The organism is Dehalococcoidales bacterium, assembly GCA_041652735.1.
In the GTDB taxonomy this organism is placed as follows: Bacteria; Chloroflexota; Dehalococcoidia; order Dehalococcoidales; family RBG-16-60-22; genus RBG-13-51-18.
Map to the genome: position 1 here is coordinate 32,595 of JBAZGT010000012.1, position 21,834 is coordinate 54,428.

27 protein-coding genes and 1 other annotated feature are annotated in these 21,834 nt (G+C 56.5%); of the genes, 20 read left to right on the plus strand and 7 right to left on the minus strand.

Features of this window, described 5'->3' with window-relative positions:
• Window positions 1-60: 60 nt before the first annotated feature.
• From ruvB to WC370_05825, 4 genes are all read left to right on the plus strand, one after another.
• Window positions 61-1,077, plus strand: a complete 1,017-nt coding sequence (gene ruvB, locus WC370_05810) for a Holliday junction branch migration DNA helicase RuvB (protein MFA5308988.1) — start codon at window positions 61-63, stop codon at window positions 1,075-1,077.
• Window positions 1,078-1,247: 170 nt separating this feature from the next.
• Entirely contained in the window at window positions 1,248-1,451 is a 204-nt protein-coding gene (locus tag WC370_05815; GenBank protein ID MFA5308989.1) for a helix-turn-helix transcriptional regulator, read from the plus strand.
• A 13-nt stretch (window positions 1,452-1,464) separates the two neighbouring features.
• The gene (locus WC370_05820; protein MFA5308990.1) at window positions 1,465-1,863 is read left to right on the plus strand and encodes a DUF2178 domain-containing protein; all 399 of its coding nucleotides are present in this window, start codon (window positions 1,465-1,467) and stop codon (window positions 1,861-1,863) included.
• Complete coding sequence (locus tag WC370_05825; protein ID MFA5308991.1) at window positions 1,856-2,398, plus strand: epoxyqueuosine reductase QueH; 543 nt, start codon at window positions 1,856-1,858, stop codon at window positions 2,396-2,398. The genes WC370_05820 and WC370_05825 overlap by 8 nt, the downstream gene beginning before the upstream one ends.
• Window positions 2,399-2,459: 61 nt before the next feature.
• Here WC370_05825 and WC370_05830 read toward each other — a convergent pair whose 3' ends face one another.
• The 3 genes from WC370_05830 to WC370_05840 form a co-directional block, all read right to left on the minus strand.
• Window positions 2,460-3,224, minus strand: a complete 765-nt coding sequence (locus WC370_05830) for an SIMPL domain-containing protein (protein MFA5308992.1) — start codon at window positions 3,222-3,224, stop codon at window positions 2,460-2,462.
• Between the two features lie 214 nt (window positions 3,225-3,438).
• Window positions 3,439-4,440, minus strand: coding sequence for a DUF5667 domain-containing protein (locus tag WC370_05835; GenBank protein MFA5308993.1), 1,002 nt, complete (start codon window positions 4,438-4,440; stop codon window positions 3,439-3,441).
• Complete coding sequence (locus WC370_05840) at window positions 4,440-4,985, minus strand: sigma-70 family RNA polymerase sigma factor (GenBank protein ID MFA5308994.1); 546 nt, start codon at window positions 4,983-4,985, stop codon at window positions 4,440-4,442. Before WC370_05840 ends, WC370_05835 begins: the two co-directional genes overlap by 1 nt.
• A 187-nt stretch (window positions 4,986-5,172) precedes the next feature.
• On the opposite strand from WC370_05840, the gene WC370_05845 reads away from it, so the two are divergent.
• From WC370_05845 to WC370_05920, 16 genes are all read left to right on the plus strand, one after another.
• Window positions 5,173-5,394 (plus strand): 4Fe-4S binding protein, encoded by a 222-nt coding sequence (locus WC370_05845; protein MFA5308995.1) that lies wholly within the window; start codon window positions 5,173-5,175, stop codon window positions 5,392-5,394.
• A 175-nt stretch (window positions 5,395-5,569) separates the two neighbouring features.
• Complete coding sequence (locus WC370_05850; GenBank protein MFA5308996.1) at window positions 5,570-7,258, plus strand: FAD-binding protein; 1,689 nt, start codon at window positions 5,570-5,572, stop codon at window positions 7,256-7,258.
• Between the two features lie 232 nt (window positions 7,259-7,490).
• Complete coding sequence (locus WC370_05855) at window positions 7,491-8,528, plus strand: aldo/keto reductase (GenBank protein MFA5308997.1); 1,038 nt, start codon at window positions 7,491-7,493, stop codon at window positions 8,526-8,528.
• A gap of 486 nt (window positions 8,529-9,014) precedes the next feature.
• The gene (locus tag WC370_05860; protein ID MFA5308998.1) at window positions 9,015-9,461 is read left to right on the plus strand and encodes a hypothetical protein; all 447 of its coding nucleotides are present in this window, start codon (window positions 9,015-9,017) and stop codon (window positions 9,459-9,461) included.
• 472 nt (window positions 9,462-9,933) lie between these two features.
• Window positions 9,934-10,413, plus strand: coding sequence for a GNAT family N-acetyltransferase (locus WC370_05865; protein ID MFA5308999.1), 480 nt, complete (start codon window positions 9,934-9,936; stop codon window positions 10,411-10,413).
• Between the two features lies 1 nt (window position 10,414).
• Window positions 10,415-11,164 (plus strand): DUF169 domain-containing protein, encoded by a 750-nt coding sequence (locus WC370_05870; GenBank protein MFA5309000.1) that lies wholly within the window; start codon window positions 10,415-10,417, stop codon window positions 11,162-11,164.
• Between the two features lie 40 nt (window positions 11,165-11,204).
• Window positions 11,205-12,116, plus strand: coding sequence for a DUF362 domain-containing protein (locus WC370_05875; GenBank protein ID MFA5309001.1), 912 nt, complete (start codon window positions 11,205-11,207; stop codon window positions 12,114-12,116).
• 13 nt (window positions 12,117-12,129) lie between these two features.
• Window positions 12,130-13,170, plus strand: a complete 1,041-nt coding sequence (locus tag WC370_05880) for an SAM-dependent methyltransferase (GenBank protein MFA5309002.1) — start codon at window positions 12,130-12,132, stop codon at window positions 13,168-13,170.
• 190 nt (window positions 13,171-13,360) lie between these two features.
• Window positions 13,361-13,675 carry a hypothetical protein gene (locus tag WC370_05885; GenBank protein MFA5309003.1) on the plus strand — a complete coding sequence of 105 codons (315 nt, stop codon included), beginning with the start codon at window positions 13,361-13,363 and terminating at the stop codon, window positions 13,673-13,675.
• A 176-nt stretch (window positions 13,676-13,851) separates the two neighbouring features.
• On the plus strand, window positions 13,852-15,411 hold the full coding sequence (locus WC370_05890) for a YifB family Mg chelatase-like AAA ATPase (protein ID MFA5309004.1): 1,560 nt from the start codon (window positions 13,852-13,854) through the stop codon (window positions 15,409-15,411).
• Between the two features lie 131 nt (window positions 15,412-15,542).
• Window positions 15,543-16,448: a hypothetical protein gene (locus WC370_05895; GenBank protein ID MFA5309005.1), complete on the plus strand. Its 906-nt coding sequence runs from the start codon at window positions 15,543-15,545 to the stop codon at window positions 16,446-16,448.
• Window positions 16,449-16,482: 34 nt separating this feature from the next.
• Window positions 16,483-16,659, plus strand: a complete 177-nt coding sequence (locus WC370_05900) for a class I SAM-dependent methyltransferase (protein MFA5309006.1) — start codon at window positions 16,483-16,485, stop codon at window positions 16,657-16,659.
• Window positions 16,660-16,689: 30 nt separating this feature from the next.
• On the plus strand, window positions 16,690-17,481 hold the full coding sequence (locus tag WC370_05905; protein MFA5309007.1) for a class I SAM-dependent methyltransferase: 792 nt from the start codon (window positions 16,690-16,692) through the stop codon (window positions 17,479-17,481).
• 131 nt (window positions 17,482-17,612) lie between these two features.
• The gene (locus WC370_05910; GenBank protein ID MFA5309008.1) at window positions 17,613-18,131 is read left to right on the plus strand and encodes a hypothetical protein; all 519 of its coding nucleotides are present in this window, start codon (window positions 17,613-17,615) and stop codon (window positions 18,129-18,131) included.
• Between the two features lie 38 nt (window positions 18,132-18,169).
• Window positions 18,170-18,607, plus strand: a complete 438-nt coding sequence (locus WC370_05915; GenBank protein ID MFA5309009.1) for a hypothetical protein — start codon at window positions 18,170-18,172, stop codon at window positions 18,605-18,607.
• An 83-nt stretch (window positions 18,608-18,690) separates the two neighbouring features.
• Window positions 18,691-19,155: a hypothetical protein gene (locus tag WC370_05920; protein ID MFA5309010.1), complete on the plus strand. Its 465-nt coding sequence runs from the start codon at window positions 18,691-18,693 to the stop codon at window positions 19,153-19,155.
• Window positions 19,156-19,456: 301 nt separating this feature from the next.
• Here WC370_05920 and WC370_05925 read toward each other — a convergent pair whose 3' ends face one another.
• From WC370_05925 to rplA, 4 genes are all read right to left on the minus strand, one after another.
• Window positions 19,457-19,726, minus strand: a complete 270-nt coding sequence (locus WC370_05925) for a hypothetical protein (GenBank protein ID MFA5309011.1) — start codon at window positions 19,724-19,726, stop codon at window positions 19,457-19,459.
• Window positions 19,727-19,910: 184 nt separating this feature from the next.
• Entirely contained in the window at window positions 19,911-20,375 is a 465-nt protein-coding gene (gene rplL / locus WC370_05930; GenBank protein ID MFA5309012.1) for a 50S ribosomal protein L7/L12, read from the minus strand.
• Between the two features lies 1 nt (window position 20,376).
• Complete coding sequence (gene rplJ / locus WC370_05935) at window positions 20,377-20,901, minus strand: 50S ribosomal protein L10 (protein ID MFA5309013.1); 525 nt, start codon at window positions 20,899-20,901, stop codon at window positions 20,377-20,379.
• Between the two features lie 31 nt (window positions 20,902-20,932).
• Window positions 20,933-21,086, minus strand: a sequence feature (ribosomal protein L10 leader region).
• A gap of 34 nt (window positions 21,087-21,120) precedes the next feature.
• Entirely contained in the window at window positions 21,121-21,834 is a 714-nt protein-coding gene (gene rplA / locus WC370_05940; GenBank protein ID MFA5309014.1) for a 50S ribosomal protein L1, read from the minus strand.

The following is a 21,834-nucleotide window of genomic DNA, read 5'->3' on the forward strand; positions in this document are numbered from 1 at the left end:
AGGCGGGGAGGGGTAACGATACCGACATTTACCGGGCAACTTGAGAGGGGGTGAGGCGAAATAGCACGTGTGATTTCCGGCAAACCGGGCGAGGAAGACACCCCGCTGGATACCAATCTCCGCCCGCGGAACCTGACCGACTTTATCGGGCAGGAGAAGGTCAAGGCAAATCTCAAGATTGCCATCTCCGCGGCCAAGGGACGCAGCGAGCCGCTGGACCACGTGCTGTTTTACGGCCCGCCCGGTCTGGGCAAGACGTGCCTGGCCCATATTATTTCCGCCGAGTTCGGCGTGAACATCAAAACGACCTCCGGCCCCGCCATCGAGCGTACCGGCGACCTGGCAGCGATACTGACCAACCTGCGCAGCCAGGATATCCTTTTCATCGATGAAATCCACCGCCTCAACCGCACCATAGAAGAAATCCTGTATCCGGCGCTGGAAGACTACGCCCTGGACATCATCATCGGCAAGGGGCCCGGCGCTAAAAGCCTGCGCCTCAACCTGCCCAAGTTCACCCTTATAGGCGCCACCACGCGCTATGCCCTGCTTTCCCCGCCCCTGAGGGACAGGTTCGGCTCCGTTTTCCGCCTGGACTTTTATGACACGGCTTCACTGGAGAAAATCATCTCGCGCTCCGCCCGTATCCTCCAGGTGGAAGCTAAAGAGGACGGATTAAAAGAAATCGCCCGCCGCGCCCGCGGCACCCCCCGGGTGGCCAACCGCCTGCTGAAGCGGGTCAGGGACTATGCCCAGGTGATAGCCGACGGCATCATTACCCGGAAAGTGGCGGAGGAAGCCCTGACCAAGCTCGGCGTTGACCAGATAGGGCTGGATGAAATCGACCATAAGGTACTGCACACGATTATCGAGAAGTTCAACGGGGGGCCGGTGGGGCTGGATACGATAGCCGCCTCCATCAGCGAGGAAGCGGACACCATCACCGATGTTTACGAGCCCTACCTTTTGCAGCTGGGCTTCCTGGAGCGCACGCCGCGCGGCAGACTGGCCACCCGCCTGGCCTACGAACACCTGGGGCTGCCTTTCAACAAGGCCAACCAGCAGAAGCTGATTTAATAGCGTAAAATCCCCCTTATTCCCCCTTTTTCAAAGGGGGACAATAATACCTCCAGTTTTACAAACAGGATAGAGGAGCTGATTTTATTATTTAATGTAATATATACTTGACATTTTGTATTTTATATATTACAATACGTTCTGTAAAGATTACTGGAGAATAAACAGAAATGCCTAAGGTAACAAACCATATCCGCAGACTGCGCTTCGACCGCGACGAGATGACGCAGGAAGAGCTGGCAAGCCACACCGGCTGTACCCGGCAGACCATCATCGCCCTGGAACAGGGAAAGTACGTACCGTCCATCGAGCTGGCATTTAAAATCGCCCGGGCTTTCGGGGTGAAGCTGGAAGATGTCTTCCAATACGAATAACAGGAGAGAATCAATGAATATTAAGACATATCAAAGCTGGCGCATGGCGCTGGGAATGATTATCGGCGCGGTCGTCGCTGTTTCGGTTATCATCGGGAATATTTACGTGCTGATTTCGGCCGTTCTCGCCGGCATGATCGTCGTCGTTATCCTCCGGAGGAGGGTCACCGGGGTAATCACCGACGAGCGGACTTACGCCATCGCCTATAAAGCGGCGCGCCTCACCATGGCCGTTACCGGCGTTGGCATGGCGTTGGCCGGGGCAATTCTCATCGCCCTGAACCGGGATAACCTGTCATCAGCGCCGGCACAAATAGGTTTCGTCCTGGAATATGTCACCTGCGGTTTGCTGTTGATTAACCTGGCGGCTTATACTTATTACAATCGCAAACTGGGCGGGGGAAATGAATAAAGTTTTAATCCATATCTGCTGCGCCCACTGCGCCGCCTATACCGCGGAGTACTGGCGGCAGCAGGGCTATGAAGCGGCCGGTTACTGGTATAATCCCAATATCCACCCCTATACGGAACACCAGCACCGGCGGGAAGCGCTGGAAAAGCTGGCGCAGCAAATCAACCTGCCGCTGATTATCGAAGAGGGCTACGACATGCCGGAGTTCTTCCGCCGGGCGGCCGGGCATGAAGCGGAGCGGTGCGGGCAATGCTTCGAGCTGCGGCTGGCCAAAACGGCGGCGGCGGCGCGGGAGAAAGGCTACGATGCTTTTACCACCACCCTGCTAATCAGCCCCCACCAGAAGCATGAGCTGATTAAAGAAACCGGCGAACGCGCCGCCGCGGCGCAGGGAGTGGCTTTCCTTTACGCCGACCTGCGGAAACGCTATTCCGACAGCCGCCACATCACCAAGCCGATGGACTTGTACCGGCAGCAGTACTGCGGCTGTCTTTACAGCGAGTGGGAGCGGTACACGGAAAAGAAAACCGGGTAAAAGAAAGAGCCCCGATGATATCGGGGCTCCCTCTGTACTGTGTTTACCTGTAATTTCTTTTTTATTTTATTTCATAAGCTATCTGGACGGTGGCGGTAATTTCCAGCTGTCCCACGCTGACCGGGGTGACTACCGTGGGCGCCGGGATGGCCATGGCATCTTCCATGGAGTAGTAGTTGCGGTAGCTGATATTGTAGCTGCCGCTGTTCTCGGTGATATAGGTTACTTTGCCAAGGGTCATGCCGGTCTTGCTAGCCATTTCCTGGGCCTTGTTCTTGGCATGGGTTATCGCCAGATCCCTGGCCTGCACGTAAGAGTCCGCCGGCTCGTCCACGGTAAAGGTGATGCCGTTGATGCGGGTAAGGTTGCCGCCCGCGGCCACTACAGCGTCGATTACCTGACCGGCGTTTTCAATTTCCCTGACCTTGACGGTCAAGGTATTGGTCACGCGATAACCGGTGATTTCCTCTTTATTATTGTCCCAGTTGGTAACCTGATTGATGCTGAAGTACTGGGTCTGGATATCCTTGTCCTCGATGCCCTGGGCATGCAAAGCCTGGATAACCGCATCCATGGCGGTGGAAGCTTCCGCCAAAGCGTCAGCCACAGCTGTTTCCTGAGCTTCAATGCCCAGCGTGATAACAGCTACATCCGGGGCAACGCTTACCTTGCCCTCGCCGTTTACCCAGAGTCCAGTCTGCTGGCTGTTCACGGAGACGTTCAGGTTTTCCGGCGCAACCGTATTATCCGAGCCGCAGCCCGCCAGCCCCACTACCCCCAACGCCAACACCACCACCGCTATGATTCCCAACCATATCTTTTTCATTTATTACCTCCTGTTTTGTTCTTCCACTAATGTATAACGTGAATATTCACGATTAGTTAGCTGTACAGGACATTTGACGACTATTTACCGATGCTAAACATCTTTAAAGCAAACAGGGTGGCAGCCTTAAATATAATAATGAGCGGATTGGCGGCGGGAGGATATAACTAATGTCACAACACCAAGGGGGAAGCGAAACGGGGCGGGGAAAAGCCTAACCGGAAACCATTAAGTTCCAGAGGGCTTCCTCGTAGCTTTGCTGGAGAACCTCGATGGCGTGCTCCAGGGCCGGTTTGAGGGCATCCGGCGCTATTTCCAGCTGTTCCCGGAGAGCCTGGATATTTTCCTCTATTTTCTGAAGCGTATCAACCAACATTTGCTGGTATTCACTAAGCTCTCCGCCGTCACCGGTACCCTTGATACTATCCCGCCACATTGTCTTCCCATGTTCAGGGGTTATGAGTGTAGGGTTGGGCATGACAACAGTAGTGGGTGGCTGCGTGATAGCCGGGGGGGTTATTCCGGAGTAGTTGTCCGTATTGGTGGTGGTGGTAGAGGGGATAGCGGGCGTAGTTGCCTTGTCAGGCAACGGCATGGCCGCGGGGGACTGTAATGACGCCGAATCTATACCCATGAAAATTTTTTCACCACGCGATGTCAAATCGGCCATAGCCATTAGCTGGCTGTCCATCCTGGCGGTGACCTGCTCCACCAGGCCGGCCTTGCCTTTTTCCGCCATGCTGATGATTTCATCCACTCTCTCATCGGCGAACTGCGCGTAAAGCTCGGCTTTAGACAGGTCCGAACGGGTGAAAGCCAGCCGAACCGTTTCCGTGGCCAGTTTTACCCGGTATAAAGGGCTATCCGGCAGGCTATTGGCGGCCGCCGCCACCGTACCGCCACCCGCGAGCAAGAGCACCAGAACGGCCGCCACCGGCGCCATCCAGCGCACCTGCCATTTAAAGAAGGAATTGCGGGCCGGTTTTGCCGGCATATCACGGATGGCCGCCTGGAACTCGTAAGCCGCCCTTTGCCGGAACTCCGGGCGCGGCTTGACCGCCGCCGCGTGCCTGGTTTCCAGAGCGGTTTTCAGCAGGGGCGCCAACTCCCCGGCATAGTCAGGATAAAGCGCCAGTACCGTATTGACGTCCTCGCCGCGCATCAGGCGGTCGAGGCATTCATCCAAAATATTATCAAAGTCTCTTATTTTTCCCATTATTCCACCTCCGTCACCAGGATCTTGCGCAGCGCGAGTATCGCGCTGTGCTGGAGGGCTTTTATAGCGCCCTCACTCTTGCCCATCATCCCGGCAACTTCCGCGATGGATAGCTCACCGGCGAACCGCAGGGAAATGACTTCCTGCTGCGCCCGTGTTAATTTCCTGGCAGCCATCACAATCGTTTCCAACTCTACTTTTCTTTCTACCGTATATTTCGGGTCGCCGTCAGCCGAGGGAAACGGCAGGGACTCGTCAAGCGGCACCGTGGCCTGCTTCGTTTTTTTCCTCAAGTAGTCCACCACCTGGTTATGGGCGATACGGTACAGCCAGGAGGTAAAGGGCATTCCCTTCCACTTAAAGGAAGAGATAGACTGCAGGGCGTTCAGGAAGACCTGCTGGGTCATATCCTCGGCCTCGGTCCTGTCCCCGATTTTGAGAACTATATACCGATAGATCCTATCGAAGTTCTCTTCATATAGCTGAGTTAAAGCCACCTGGTCGCGCTGCTGCGCCCGCAGAATCAGGCTTTGCTCTTCCTGCACCTGACAACTCCCGTCTGAAATCCCCGGTATTCCGGGGTTAGTTAATTGGGTGTTACCCCGTGCATATAGTATAACGAATGGGGTAGGGAAAAGATAGTTTGCCCCCCTGTTTTTGTTACCGGAACAAGTAAGGAAATGATACGGAAAAGTGCTATAATCAGGCAAAGCATATCAAGGAGTAAAGACGATGGTTATAAGGAGCTTTGACCGGGAAAAGTGCACGGGGTGCGGGATATGCATCGCCGCGTGCCCGATGGATGTACTAAGACTGGATAAAGTCGCCAAGAAGGCGGTAGTGCAATACCCTAAAGACTGCATAGCCTGCTGGGGGTGCGAGTCTTTCTGCCCGCAGGGATGCTTCGATGTTACGCCGGAGCGCGGGAGAGGCGAGCTGGTATCGCCGTATTAGGAGACGGGAGCGAAATCCCTCTTAACCTCCTTCCGATTCGTCCCTCATGCGGAATCTTTGACTTTTGCAAAGGGAGAAACTGGGAAGAGATTGCACCCTGACCCTGGCTCTCCCATCGAGGGAGAGGAATGGACATCCTTCGACAAGCTCAGGATGAGCGGAATTGGAGAATATTATGAATAACGCAGATAAACTAGGGACCGTGATTACCACCGACGTGCTGGTGCTGGGAGCGGGCGGGGCGGGCATGTGCGCCGCGCTCAAGGCTAAAGAAAGCAGCGCGGACGTGCTACTGATAGATAAATGCGGCATAGGCTGGAACGGGCAGGTGCCGATAGGGGGAGGCATCCTGGCTTACGTTTACCCGGAGTACGCGGAGAAATGGGCGGAAAAGGTGACGCGGGACAGCGGCTGCTTCAATAACCAGGACTGGGCTTCGACTCTGGGCAAATACATGCACCAGTCCACCCATGACCTGGCGGCCATGGGACTTACCTTTTTAAAGAAAGACGGCGATATAGACATCCTCACCTGGGGGCCGAACATCCACGTGACGCTATTCGACGCACCAAAGTCGCTGGTGGCTTTGAAAAAGACAGCCCTGGCCCGGGGCGTGAAAATGATGGACAAGATATACGCCATCGACCTGCTGAAGCGGGGAGGGAAAGCGGCGGGGGCTATCGGGCTGGGGCTGGCAGACGGCAAGCCCTACCTCTTTAACGCCAAGTCCGTCATCATCGCCACCGGCAACTGCGGCTACATGCACGAAAAGACCTACAGCTCCGTCCTGGGGGAGGGGGCGGCGATGGGCTACCGCGCCGGGGCGCAGCTCATCAACGCCGAATTCAGCAGCAGCTACGTCTGGGGCATCAAAGCGCTGGGCAAGGAGCTGATGGGCATCCATTTCTATCTATACCTGGAGAACACCCGGGGCGAGAAAATCATGGGCAAGCACTATCCCGAACTCATGGTGGGCAAACATTCCGTCTATACCTTCGACCCGCGGGTTATCGACGCGATGCAGAAAGAGGTCCAGGCCGGGCTCGGGCCAATCTACCTGAACCTTACCGGACTGAGCGATGAAGAGATAGCCGGGCTGGCGGAAGACCGGGTGGAGGGGCTGACCCAGCTCATGGCCAACGACACGATGAAGCTGCTGCGGGAGAAAGCGGGCATCGACCCGAGCCGGGAGAAAATGGAGATGTGGCCGCGCTACCTCTACAGCGGCGGGGGGCTGAGAATAGATATCCACGGCCAGACGACCCTGGACGGGCTTTACGCGGCCGGCGGCGCCTCCAGCAACAGCTGGTCGGGCGGCGGGGGCGGGCAGGCCGGGCTGGGAGTGCAATCGGCGGCGGTGACGGGCTTCGTGGCGGGGGAAAACGCCGCCAGTCATGCCCTGGAAAGCGAACGACCAGCCATAGATTATGCGCAGGCAAAAGAGGTGCTGGAGAGGGTCATGGAACCTACGCGGCGCAAAGGGGATATCGACGCCTCCGAAGTAGTCTACCGCATCCACGAGGCCGTGGTGCCGATGAAGTACAACCGCCAGCGCGAGGCCGGACGGATGAAAGAGGCTTTATGCATCCTACAGGAGGCCCGGGAAAAGCTGGGGAGGGTAGGGGCCAATGACTTTCACAACCTGGCGCGCTACCATTCCGCGGAGAGCATGGTCATGGCCGCCGAGTTCACCTACCGCGCCGCGCTGATGCGGGAAGAAAGCCGTTCAGGGCATTTCCGCGAGGACTTCCCGCAGAAGGACGATAAAAACTGGTTCAAGTGGATAACCATCCAGAAAGAGGACGGCGGCCCGGCTTTGACCACCCTGCCCGTCCCGCTGGAGAAGTTCCGGCTGAAACCGTGATATAACGGCAATACGCCATAATCCGATATATCTTGACATCCCGCATACGGGTAGATATCATAATAGTGAATATATCCCTATCTCCCCTATTCCAGTTTTAACGAGGATAGTCATGCCGCACCGGACTGTCTCCCTTTGTCTTTTACCCCGGCGGCGGGTAAGAGTAGGACGTAACTAACCAGATAGTACAAGCCAGGATAATAAAGAACCTGACCGAGCGAAAGGGGACCAATTGGAAAAGATAAAACTGGGCAAGACCGGAATGATGGTAACGCGGCTGGGCTTCGGGGGGATTCCCATCCAGCGGCTGAGCGAAGCCGACGCGGTGGCGGTGGTGAGAAAGTGCCTCGACCTGGGGCTGAACTACATCGATACCGCCAACGGCTATACCACCAGCGAGGAGCGCATCGGCAAGGCGGTCAAGGGGCGGCGGCACGACGTGTTCATAGCGACCAAAACCTTCCCCGGCACGCCGGAAATAATCGAACAGAACCTGGAACTGAGCCTGAAAAGACTGGACACGGACTACATCGACCTTTACCAGTTCCACGGCGTTAACGATAAAGCTACCCTGGACAGAATACTCGACCCGGAAAACGGGCTGTATAAAATCTTTGAAAAGGCCAAGAAGGCCGGGAAGATACGGCATATCGGCATCACCTCCCACCAGATGGACGCGGCCAAGGAGCAGGTGAAGACCGGCAAATTCGAGACGATGATGTTCCCCTTCAACTTCATCACCAACGAGCCCGCCACCGAGCTGCTGCCGCTGTGCCGGAAGCATGATGTGGGGTTTATCGTGATGAAGCCGCTGGCCGGCGGGCTGCTGGACAACGCCACCATCGCCTTCAAGTACCTGCTGCAATTCCCGGACGTGGTCAGCATACCCGGCATCGAGAAAATACACGAGATAGAGGAAATCTACGGCATTTACAGCGGCCCCACCGCCATGACCGCCGCCGAAAAGAAGCAAATGAAGCAGATGACCAAGGAGCTGGGCACGCGCTTCTGCCGCCGCTGCGACTACTGCCAGCCCTGCGCCCAGGGGATACCCATCTCCACCATACTGGGGTTCCCCACCTTCGTCAAGAGGCTGCCGGTGGACTGGTACATGAAGAGCGCTTTCATTCCCGCGGCCATGGAGAAGGTGATGGAATGCATCGAGTGCGGCGAGTGCGAAGGACGCTGCCCGTTCAACCTCCCCATCCGGGAGATGCTCAAGGAAAGCTACGACCTATACGAGCAGGTCAAGGCGGGCAAGATAAAATAGGGGCCGGGGCGGGACGGCCGGGGTAATTTCCGGGAATTGTTTTTTTAAATTCCCCCGGGGTTTTTCCTGGGTAATCAGCTTCGAAAATGCAGCAATTATATTATGTCAAGCCAGCTTCAAAATCCGGGTAATTGTTTTTTAGCTTCTGTTTAGTTTAGAGATTAGAAGATAGGGATTAGGGGGAAGGGGGAAGATACCTTACCCTCCGGCCCTCCACCTGCGCTAAAGCTCCGGCGGACAAGCTTCTCCGCCGGCAGAGCGGGAGCGATTGATTGATGATGACTGGAGTTGGTGTTATTAAGGCCGGGATACCCCTCCACCCCTTCGACTGCGCTCAGGGCAGACCTTTACGAAGGGGGAGACGGGAAAAAGGGGGTACTATAAACGCTAAATCCCAAACCGGGATAGCTTTACGATAATTTTGTCTTATGGCCCTGACAAGGTATATAATTCATGCAAACGTAAGTTACGTAAGGAGGTTTTCTCATGGCAACCAGTGAAAGAGTTATCCTGGAAAAGTACATCAAGAAAAGCGTGATGACTAACGCTACCCCCCACCCGGAGGTAAAGGCACCGCGGCTCGGGCTGCACAGCGATAAAGATTACGGCAACCTCAATTTCTCCATGAGCTGGTGGGCGATTACCGAGCCGTTCGAGATGGTGAACCAGTGCCACGCGCACGAGTTCGACCAGTTCCTGATTTTCGCGGGCGGGGACCTGACCAACATGCCGGACCTGGGCGGGGTAGTGGAGCTTACGCTGAGTAAGGACAATAAGAAGCTGGAGAAGTTCACCATTACCGAGGCCTGCACGGTATTCGTGCCCGCCGGGCTTTTCCACTGCCCGCTGAATTTCAAGAAAATCAATAACCCCAAGAAACCCATCCTTTTCCACGACCTGTTCTTCTCCCCTGAGTACAAGCGCAAGGCTTAACCCGGCAAAACGCTGTTTTTTACGGCGGGCATGCATTAGAATGAAAGTGCATGCCCGCCGTGTTTTTACCTTGCCCTCCGGCCCTCCACCTGCGCTAAAGCTCCGGCGGACAAGCTTCTCCGCCGGCAGAGCGGGAGCGATTGATTGTTGATGTCCGGAGGTGGTGTTATTAAAGCCGGGATACCCCTCACCCCTTCGACTTCACTCAGGGCAGGCTCTGACCTTTCCCCCAAGGGGAGAGGAATAACGGGGAAAAAGGGAGAAAAAAGCTTACCTCTCCCCCTAGTTCCCCCTCTCCGTTGACAGAGAAGGGGAGGGTTCTAAAAACCCCCTGTAATCCCCCTTTACGAAAGGGGGATAATTATCATAGGAGATACCAATGTCTATGCGGGAATGATGATGATTGGGGGTGGAGGGATAAAGAGCCGGGCGGGTTAGTAACCCGCCCCTACGGAGTCGGGAAAGGGAAGCGATGTTAAAGATACGGCGGTACCGGACGGAGGACAACAAAGCGATAAAAGAGCTGAACAGCGCCGGCATGACGCAGATGGACCCGACGGGAGAAATCCATAAAATACCGCATGTGGATGACGACCTGGACGACATAGAGGGCATTTATTTGAGCCAGGGCGATTTTATAGTGGGGATAGAGGGGGACGAGGTGGTGGCGATGGGGGCGTTCAAGAGAATGACGCCGCAATGCGCGGAGTTCAAGCGTTTGCGAATCCGTCCGGACCGGCAGCGCCAGGGCTACGGGGAGGTAATCATGCGGCGGCTGATGGAGCTGGCGGCGGACATGGGCTACACCGAGGGTTTCCTGGATACTTTAGTAACCAATACCAGAGCACAGAAACTTTTTGAAAAATGTGGTTGGGTGAAAAGGGGCGGGGGGAAAAGGGGCGGATTCGCCCTTCATTATTACCGCAAAAAACTAAACCACGGAGGTGAATGAGATGGACACGGCATTCAAACAAAAATTCCTCACCCTCTGGAACAAGTACTTTAACGACGCCCCACTGCCCATCACCTTTTACTACACGGACAGGCCGGAAGGCGTCGAGGCGGTCAAGCCGGGCTCCGTGCCGCGCTGCATCATCGGGGCAATGCTGAAAGTGCGGGAGGGGGAGTCGCTGGCATTTGACGGCGAGGCGGTGGGCTGTCCCGGCGGCAAAAGATACCTCGGCTTCGCGGAAAAGCTGATGCCGGACTTCGAGCACTTTCTCTCGTACGGCATCCCCGGCAAACTGGAAGGTGAAAGATACAAGAAGTCGCCGGAGATGGTGCGGGAGTACATGCTAAAGCACGCCCCGGCCATGAAAGCCCCCGGCCGCTATATCGTCTTCAAGCGCTGGGACAGGCTCGAAGAAAGGGACAATCCCGACGTGGTGATTTTCTTCGCGGCGCCGGACGTGCTGGCCGGGCTGTTTACGCTGGCCAGCTACGATGAAGCGGAGCAGAACATGGTCATTACGCCCTTCGGCTCCGGGTGCGCCTCCATCGTGCAGTACCCTTTCATGGAAGTTAAATCCCCGCACCCGCGCTGCGTCACCGGGATGTTCGACATATCGGCGCGGCCGTTCGTACCCAAAGACGTATTGACCTTCGCCGCCCCGATGTCCAAGTTCATCCGCATGGTAGACAACATGGAGGAGAGCTTCCTCATTACCCCATCCTGGCATAAAGTGCAGAAAAGAATCAAATGATTTACAATTACCATTAAAACGGAGAAGCGGGAGGCCAGCCATGACGAAAATCAGCCTGGTGAAAACAGCGGACAGGACACAGGGCACCCGGCGGGTGATAGACTTACTCGGGATTAACCCGGTCAAGGGCAAAGCGGTGGCGCTCAAGCCCAATTTCAATACCGCCGACCCCGCCCCCGGCTCCACCCACTACGACACCCTCCACGCCCTGGTCTCCCGGCTCAAGGAGATGGGGGCGGGGAAAATTACGTTAGCCGAACGCAGCGGGCCGGGGCCTTCCACCCGGGAAAACATGGAGAAAAAGGGCATTTTCCGGATGGCGGAGGAACTCGGCTTTGAAATACTCGATTTGCAGACCATGCCCAAAGACGGCTGGGTAATGGTCAAGCCCAAGGACAGCCACTGGAAAGACGGCTTCCTCTTCCCCAGGATTTACCGGGAAGCGGAGTGCGCCGTCCTCACCTGCTGCCTCAAGACGCACCAGTTCGGGGGGCATTTCACGCTATCGCTCAAGTGCGCCGTGGGCATGGTGCCGCCCGGCCTCGGCCCCACCCCCGGAGGCTATCCCTACATGAACGAGCTGCACAGCTCGCCGCACCAGCGCGAGCTAATAGCGGAAATCAATACCGCCTATTCGCCCGACCTGATAGTGCTGGACGGGGTGGAGGCTTTCACGGAGGGGGGGCCGCATATCGGCAAGCGCGTTAACGCCGAGGTAATGCTGGGGGGCAGCGACCGGGTGGCGATAGACGCGGTGGGGGTGGCGATACTGCGCCAGCTGGGCACCACGCCGGAAGTGAGCCAGGGCAAAATCTTCCAGCAGGACCAGATAAGGCGGGCGGCGGAACTGGGGCTGGGCGTCAAGAGCGCCAAAGAAATAGAGATTATCACCGGCGATGCCGCCAGCGAGGCCTACGCCGCGGCGATAAGGAAGATACTGGCCGGGGGATAATCGAAAGGGTAAAGTGGTCTCTAAATTCATCATTACGGTAACGCCGGAGCTGCACAAGAGCGCCATGCAGGAACTCCAGACAATAGCTCCGGACTTGCAACAGCTACAGAGCTTAAAGAACGGGGTATTCCTGGGGGGGACAAGCGTCCCCGGCGGGGATTTCATCCGCGCCCTGGTGCAAATGAATCCTATCTATATCAAGCATATCATGCCGGTGCAGGCGGAATTTTCATTAACAAAGACCAGAGATACCGATTTACCGGCCATTTTAGAGAAAGCCAAAGGAATATGCCGGCTGGCTAAAGGGGAGGGGTTCGCCGTGCAGTGCCGGCGTATAGGGGGGGAGCACGACTACGACGCCAAGGACGTGGAGGTATATGTGGGGTCGTACTTCGAGTCTAAAGGCGCCATAGCCAGGTTTTCCGACGTCCTAGTGACGGCGGACCCGAAGCAGAAAGTAATTTCCATCTATTTGTTCGAAGAAACGGGATACCTAGGCTTTTCAACGATTGAAGAGAACCTGAACGAGCACTGCGACGAGTACCGGATATTTTCCCGCCTGCCCACCCAGGTAAGCCGGGCGGAATTCAAGCTTATAGAGGCCATGAGGAAGTTCCGGCTGAGCTTCCCCAAAGGGCGCGCGCTGGACCTGGGGGCGGCGCCGGGGGGATGGACCAACGTACTCGCCCAAGCCGGGATGCAGGTGACGGCCATCGACCCGGCGGCGCTCGACGCGAAAGCGGCCGGGCACCCGAACGTAACGCACGCCAGGATGCGGGCCGGCGACTACGTCAGCGACGGCGATTACGATTTACTGGTAAACGACATGAACATGGACCCCGAGGACTCGGCGGGAATCATGATGCAGCTGGCCGACCATTTAAAGTCGGACGCGTACGCGATTATGACGGTCAAGATGGTAATCAGAAATCCGGCCCGGCTGCTGGCCAATGTGCGGCCGATACTCGAGCCGGCGTTCGACATCCTGGATATCAAGAATTTGTTCCACAACAGGCTGGAAGTGACGATGCTGCTGCGGCGGAAGCCGCATTGAGGGGCGGGGAAAAGGCGGGCTGATACCGGTATTTTGGACGTCAAGATAAAACAAGGCTAAATACCTGGATCCCGATTTGCATCGGGATGGGTTTAGGGTATATGTTGAACTTTTTTCACAACCCTCTTTTTGACAATCCATTAACTTAAAGATACTATTTACCTTAACGATGCAGCCGGTCAGCGATAACATGGATGAATCAGTCATACGGGAACATTCCAAAGTCTTCCGGCAGATAGCGGGACTATCCGGTGTTTCACTGTTTTGCGGGGTATTCAGTATCATTTGCCTGATGGCCGTGATCATTTTCCGGGGGGACCCACCGGAGGACTTTCTGATAGCGGAAACGGCCATTATTGCCGTCATCACCGGGATAATGGCGCTGATAAAGATACACAAGTACCCCAAGCTGCTGGGGAGGGGAATGGCGGTGGCGGGGGTGGCGTGCGGGGGAGCGATTGTGCTGTATATAATGTCGTTTTTTATGGTGGTGCTGGTGACGTAGATGTGACGGGGGGACGGAGGGAAGGGGGGAAAGGGCGGGGAGACCCTTCGACAAGTCCCGATTCCTGCGTCATGTCCCGATTCCCTATGGTCATGCGGGACACCGGATGAGGTACGAATCGGTGCGGGATGGCGACAAAGTCGCTCACTCAGGGTGAGCGGGGTAAAGAAACAATTTTGCCAATTGGCATAGCTTTACGCTATAATCCGTCTGAAATGTTAGCCAAAGTAACCTCCGGGGCAATAGTGGGGCTGGACGGCGCCATCGTGGATGTGGAGGTGGACATCGCCGGCGGGCTGCCCAACTTCTTCATCGTCGGTCTGCCGGACACGGCCGTGCAGGAAGCCAAAGAGCGCGTGCGGGCCGCCATCCGCAACTCCGGCGGCAAGTTCCCGATGACGCGCATCGTGGTGAATTTGGCGCCGGCGGACCTCAAAAAAGCCGGGCCGGCCTACGACCTGCCCATTGCTGTCGGTATTATGTTAAGCTCGGAACAGGTCAGCGCCAACATATCCGACACCCTGTTCCTGGGAGAGCTTTCCCTGGACGGCGCTTTGCGCCACACCAACGGCGTCCTGCCGCTGGTGGCCCTGGCCAAAGACGAGGGCATACCCAACGTCATCGTGCCGGAGGCGGACGCCAAAGAGGCCGGGCTGATAGAAGGGGTAAACATCATCCCGGCGGCATCACTGGCACAGCTGGTGGGCCACCTGCGCGGCGATACGCCTATCCCGCCCTACCGGCGGGACGGTACAATCGATGCCACGGCGCAGCTAATCCCTCATACCGACCTGGCGGATATCAAAGGCCAGGAACACGTTAAGCGCGCTCTGGAGGTGGCCGCAGCCGGGGGACACAACATGATAATGTGCGGGCCGCCGGGCAGCGGCAAGACTTTGCTGGCGCGCGCGCTGCCATCCATTTTACCCCCCATGACCAACGGGGAAGCCCTGGAGGTCACCAAGATATACAGCGTCAGCGGCCTGCTGCCGGCGGATACACCGATGATAAGACAGCGCCCGTTCCGCTCGCCGCATTACACCATCTCCAACGCGGGGCTGGTGGGCGGGGGGCATTTCCCCAAACCGGGAGAGATCAGCCTGAGCCACAAGGGGGTGCTTTTCCTGGACGAGCTGCCGGAGTTCGGGCACTCCCTGCTGGAGGTGCTGCGCCAGCCGCTGGAGGACAAGATAGTGACCATCAGCCGCGCCCAGGGGAGAGTGACGTTTCCTTCCAGCTTCATGCTGGTGGGGGCGATGAACCCCTGCCCCTGCGGCTATTACGGCGACCCGTTCCGCAAGTGCACCTGCCCGCCCGGCATCGTGGCACGCTACCAGCGGCGCATCAGCGGGCCGTTCATCGACAGGGTGGATATATTCGTCGAGGTGCCGCATATCGACTACGAAAAGCTGACGGACAAGCGGCCCGGCGAGACTTCCGCCAAGGTGCAGGCGCGGGTCAGCGCCGCCCGGGAAAGACAGCTAAAACGTTTTAACGGCTCCAGTCTGACCTCCAACGCGGAGATGACCCCGGCCGAGATACGGGAGTGCTGCCATGTAGAGGACACGGCGCAGAGCCTGCTCCAGGCGGCGATGAAACAACTTTACCTCTCCGCCCGCGCCTTCCACCGTATCCTTAAGCTGGCGCTGACGGTGGCCGACCTGGACAACAGCGATACGATTAAAGCCAACCATATAGCCGAGGCGGTCCAGTACCGCCCGCGCCGGACGGAATAATCCACGGGAAAAAAACGGCATTTTCCCCGGCAAAAGGCCCGCGAACGGCTGTACGGCGCCCGCGATGATGGATTATACTATTAGTATATAGAATATATATTATACTTTTGATATATAGAAGGAGTAAGAAGATGACGATAGAACAGGCCATTAAAGAACGCGCGCAGAAAATAGGCATGGATATGTGCGGCATCGCCCCCGTTTCCCGGTTCGACGGCGCCCCCAAAGGCACCAACCCGACCGATTTCCTGCCGGGATGCAAGTCTGTAGTATCCATCGGCGTGCGGCTGGCGGACGGGGTAATCCAGACCATCATGAGGAACTTCGAAGACGGCAATTTCATGGCGCAGGGAATATACGGCACCTTCGGGTACACCATGGCCCCCAACTTCCACCTGCTGTACTCGGTCTATGATATCGCCCAGTTCATCGAACGCAATACCGGCGCCGCCGCCACGCCCACCCAGGTAGGCCCCATGATGGCCGGCATGTCCATCAGCCAGCGCCACGCGGCCGTGGCCGCCGGGCTGGGGGAGTTCGGCTGGCTGAGCATCGTGCTGACGCCCAAGTTCGGCCCGAGAAACCGGTTCGGGGCTATTTTGACCACCGCCGAGCTCGAACCCGACCCCATGTACAGCGGGCCGAAACTGTGCGACCCGGCAAAGTGCAATATCTGCACCACCGTCTGCCCCACCGGCGCTTTGAGCAAATACGGGGAAAAAGAGGCGCGGCAGGTGGTTTATAAGACCGAAGGCGGAGAGAAGGTGTACAGCTACTGTCACGTGGACATGAACCGCTGCCGCATCGCGGCCCACGCCCTGATGAAGAAAACGGGCGGGCGTGAAGACCTGGTGACATCACTGGACGCAACGCCCAAGGAGATACACGAGGCGACGATGAAGACGATGCCCGAGGGGCTGCAATCGTCACCGACCTGGAAATGCGGCAAATGCCTGGCCTACTGCCCGGCGGGCAACTGGAAAGAAAAGTTCAAGGACAGGGGATTTTCCAGCAAGCTGCCGCTGGTGGAGTGGTAGGGCTAAAGCGCCGCCGATAATCCCCCGCTCAGCGATGCGGTTACCCGGCAGCTCTTACAATGCGGCTATAGACAACCAGTGCCGCCACATGCCGGTCACCGACGGGCACCGTAAAAAGTACCTGGCGGAAGTCAAGCGCATCCTGAAAAGCGGCGGCCAGGCGTTTTTCCGCGAGAAGGAAAACAATGCCTCATTACCGCCGGTGTTATAAAATGAAGGAACAAAACGAGGATGTGAGGACATGGACGAACGGCTGAAATCCAACAGGACCATGTGGAACGCCCTGGTAGGCCCGCACGTAAAATCCGAATTCTACGACGTGGCGGGGTTCAAGGCCGGCAAAGACTGGCTGCGGCCGCTGGAAATCGAGGAAATGGGCGACGTAGCCGGCAAGTCCCTGCTGCACCTGCAATGCCACTTCGGGCAGGACACGATTTCCTGGGGGAGGCGGGGGGCTAAAGCCACCGGGGCGGACTTTTCCGGCGAAGCCATCAAAGAAGCGAATAAACTGAGCCGGGAAACCGGCGTTAAAGCCAATTTCATCTGCTCGGACATCTTCGCCCTGCCGGAGAAGCTGGACGAAAAGTTCGACATCGTTTATACGTCTTACGGGGTGATAGGGTGGCTGCCGGACATCAACCGCTGGGGGGAAATAGTCGCCCACTTTTTAAAGCCCGGCGGGTTTTTTTACATAGCGGAGATACACCCGCTGCTCTTCGCCATGGGGGAAAAGGCGGAAGGGGGGCTGCGCATCATGACTTCCTACTTCAGCAAGGGCGAGCCGGAGCGGTATGAAGGCGGGGCGGACTACGCCTCCGAGTTCACCCATGATTTGACGTCCTACGAGTGGCAGTTCACGGTGGGGGAAGTGGTGACGGCGCTGTGCCGGGCGGGACTGAGCATCCAATACCTCCACGAGTTCCCGGTGTGCTGCTACCGGGGTCGGCCGGACATGTACCAAGATAATAACGGGTGGTGGCGGCTGGCGGGGGACAAAGTGCCGCTGACCTTTTCCATCAAAGCCGTGAAATAAAATTGACATCAGCTTCCAAAGAATTATAAAATCAGACAACATATCGGTATATATCGCTTTAGACACGGATTCCGCAAAAATAATCCCATAATTTATACAGCAAACGTTCAATAAAGAAAGGAATACGCAATATGGCAAAATCAAAGTACGGTCACCTAATCTGCACGGAACTGATGCCCAATGTACCGCTGCCCCCCTACCGTGAATGGGAGCGTTCCATGATCGGCGACGGGCCGGTAGACGGTTTTCACCGCGGTATGGAGCACGTAGTCTGGACGGACGAGAAGGTCGTCCCCGGCGGTTTCTATTCGGAAATCGTCTGGCTGTGGGGCTCCAAAATGCCCGGCCAGCGGCCACGCCCCAAGCTGACGCCCGCGGAAATCAAAGAAATGATGTCCAAGCCAGGCGGCCAGGGCGTACCGCCGCACGCGCACCCCTTCCCGGAACTTCTCTCCTTCTTCGGGCTGGACATGGACCACCCGGAAAGGCTGAACGCAGAAGTGGAATTCTGGATGGAAGATGAAAAGTACGTTATGGACAAGAGCTTTTGCGTTTACATCCCGCCGAATGTCACCCACTGCCCGCTGAAAGTAAACCTGGACACCGGTCTCTTCCACTATACCATCGGCCCCGGCGCGACCTATATTTAAGCGCAGCCGGATAATGAAACGAGAGAAGGGAAAATATAATGGCTAAATTAAAATACGCACATTGTTTTGTAACCGCCGATAAACCCAACCTGAAATTACCGGCTTACCGGCACCCGACCGACCCCAAGACCACCCGCCGGTTGGCGTATATCGACCAGGACACGGTAAAGGGGGCGGAGTTCGGGAGCGAGAACGTCTGGCTGCTGCCGGGCGGGCCCAAAGAACAGCGGCTGATGGACCCCAATACCGAGCCTTACGTACGGTTCATCGGCTTTTACGGCTATCAATACGATAATATCCACGACCTCTGCGCCGAGGTGGAAATACACATCGGCGGGGAGAAACATATCGTCAAGAAAGGCTTCGCGGCCTTTATCCCGGAGGGACTGGAAGTGGGCCCGGTGATTATCCGCAACATCACCAAACCGGTGTTTTTCATGATGGCTTTCCCCTGCGGCAAAGCCGTAAAGAAATAACCGGCACAGACAGCCAACGGCGCGGGGAGATACGTTAACGCGGTCTCCCCGCTTTAATTTTTATGTGATAAGGAGAATAGTCTTTGGATAACACCAAATACGGGAAATACATACTTAGCGAATACAAACAGCCAGCCGAGGAAGCGCCATGGAATCCCCCCATCACCACGGCGGAGGGCGGCAAGGGCGGGCGTATCCTTTTCCTGGACAGCGAACTGGTGCCGGGCGCTTTTTACATGGAGTGCGTCTGGATAATGCCCCACCCGCGGCTCACCCCGGAGGAAATAGAGGCGGCCAAGCAGCGCGGCCCCGACTCCCACGCCCACGACTACGATGAGGTGATTGCATTTTTCGGGTCAGACCCGACGCACCCGTACGACCTGGGGGCGGAAGTAGAGCTGTGGCTGGGGGACGAAAAGCACATCATCGACAAGACGAGCCTGGTCTTTATACCGGCCGGTCTTAAACACTGCCCGCTGGTCTTTCTGAAAGTGGACAAACCGGTGTTCCACTACACCACCGGGCCGGGTAAAATGTATTTCAAGTAGGTACAGGGGAAAGGGGGGGAGGGGACAAGGCATCAGACCTCTCCCTCTGTGTCTCCCTCTCCGTTGACAGAGAGGGAGAGGATTTTAGGATTGTCCGACAGGGCGAGAATGACCCGAACAATAAGGTGGAAGGCACTAGATGGATTCCAGCTTGCGCTGGAATGACAACGGGGGATGGGGGATACCCTTCGACTGACTCAGGGTGAGTGGGGGGTAGAGATTGCTTCGTTGCTGCGCGCCTCACAATGACAGGGTGGGGAAAGGGGCCTAAAAGACCCTTTTGATTTTCCGGCAGCTTTTATTAGTCCACCGGCCAGCCGATACGCCAGAAAATAATCCCGGCCACCGCCAGCAGCACGCCCAGGGCGATGGCAATCCATCCGCCGGTCTTTAAAGACCCGGGCTGCGGGGTCTCCACGTGACGCATGGTAAACTCACGCAGGTCCGGCTTCCGGGACAACTCCTCGAAGATACGCCTTTCCTCGCGCATGCCCCATAAAATCCCGAGGATGCCCAGGACGATAAACGCCCCACCCACGATGGTCAGTATCAGCCATTTTCCTTCATTCATAGAAACAATAAATCCCCGTACGGCCTTTGTGTGATAACTATACGTTATCCAGAGGGATTTTTCAACAGGATAAACGGGGATGCCTGAATAATGGCATACAGCCGGGACAGACGGAGAACCCGCCTCACACTAATGAAACGGGCCCTCCGCGCCATCCGGAATTACGTTTTAGGCAAGTACAATCTTACTGTATTTCAACTTTAGCGCCGGCGGCTTCCAGCTTGGCTTTGGCGGCGGCGGCGTCATCTTTATTGACGTTTTCCTTGACCGCTTTGGGGGCGGCTTCCACGAGGTCCTTGGACTCTTTTAGACCCAGGCTGGTCAGCTCGCGGACGGCTTTGATAACGTTAATTTTGTTGGCGCCGATTTCCTTGAGAATGACATTGAACTCCGTCTTCTCTTCTACCGGGGCGGCGGCTTCAGCGGCGGGGCCGGCGGCCATCATAGCGATAGGGGCCGCGGCGCTAACGCCGAACTCGGTCTCCAGAGCTTTTACCAGCTCCGCCAGCTCCAGCACAGTAAGACCTTTAATAGTCGTAATAATCTCTTCAATAGCGCCGGACTTTTTGGCTTTGGCGGCCTTGGGTTTCTTTTCTTCCGCCGCGGTCTCTTCCACTTTTACTTCTTCAGCCTTGACTTCATCTGCCATTTTATTTAGCCTCCAGTTGACTTATTCTTCCCTGTAATACCTGCGCCAGCCCTCTCATGGGGGCCGCGAGCACATTCACAATGCCACTAATGGGACTCTGTATGCCGCCGATGACTCTAGCCAGCAGCACTTCCCGGGACGGCAGTTTAGCCAGAGTATCCAGCTCCTGCACGGTTAAAACTTTGTCCTCCAGGAACCCGCCAATAATTTTGAGGGAGGACTTAGAAGTACGAATATAGTCGGCCAGGGTCTTGATGGTCTTAGTAGCTTCGCCATAGCCGAAGGCCACGGCCATCGGGCCCTGGAAAGCGCCTTCCAGGTATTCCAGCCCGGCGTCCTTAGCGGCAATCTGCGCCAGCGAGTTTTTGACCACCTTGTATTCCACGTCCGCTTCCCTGAGTTTGCGGCGCAGCTCGTTAATCTCAGAGGTCTTCAAGCCACGGTAATCGGTCATGATGCCGATATTGCTTTTGGCGAATACCTCCCGCAGACTTTCTACGGCTTTTTCTTTCTTTTCCGTCGGCATTTTTATTACCTCCCGGCAGGTTATCTTAGTCTTTATATAAAGAAAAGTCCCCGTGCAACAGGCACGAGGACTAACGAAAACGTACTTTACAGGTACTTTTTTCATCCTCGGCAGGCGCTGCACTCATTAAGTCCCTCGTATTCACTCGGGACACCCGCTGTCTCGGGACGAGTATTCAATTAACAGTCTATTTTAGCACGGTTCGACCGCGCTGTAAAGTTAGCTGGCGGTTAAGGCCGTAGCGGCGGTAAGGTCGAGCTTAACGCTGGGTCCCATAGTAGTGGTGATATAGATGCTCTTGATATACTGCCCTTTGGAGCCGGTGGGCTTGGCCTTGACCACCGCCTCAATGACGGCCGTCAGGTTTTCCAGCAGCGCCTGCTCGGCGAAGCTTACCTTGCCCAGCGGCACGTGAATGATGGCGGTCTTGTCCAGCTTGTATTCCACGCGGCCCTTGCGGGCATCTTCAATAACGCGGGGCAGGTCATTCATGGCGACCACCGTACCGGCCTTGGGGTTGGGCATAAGCCCTTTGCGGCCCAGCACTTTACCGAGTTTACCAACCTTGCCCATCATTTCCGGCACGGCGATAGCGGTATCGAACTCCACCCAGCCGCCCTCGATTTTCTTAACGAGGTCGTCACCGCCGACGATGTCAGCGCCGGCGCTGCTGGCGATCCTCTCCGCTTCGCCCTGGGCGAAAACGAGCACGCGCACCTTTTTGCCCAGACCGTGCGGCAAAAGCGCCACCCCTCTTAACTGCTGGGTGGCATTCTTCGGGTCAAGCCCGGTGCGCAGGTGCAGCTCCACCGTCTCATCGAATTTGGCCGGGGCTGATTTTTTTACCAGCTCAATGGCGTCCTTCGGCTGATAGGCAGCGTTCTTTTCTATTTTAGCGATAGTTGCTTCATATTTTTTACCGTGTTTTACCAT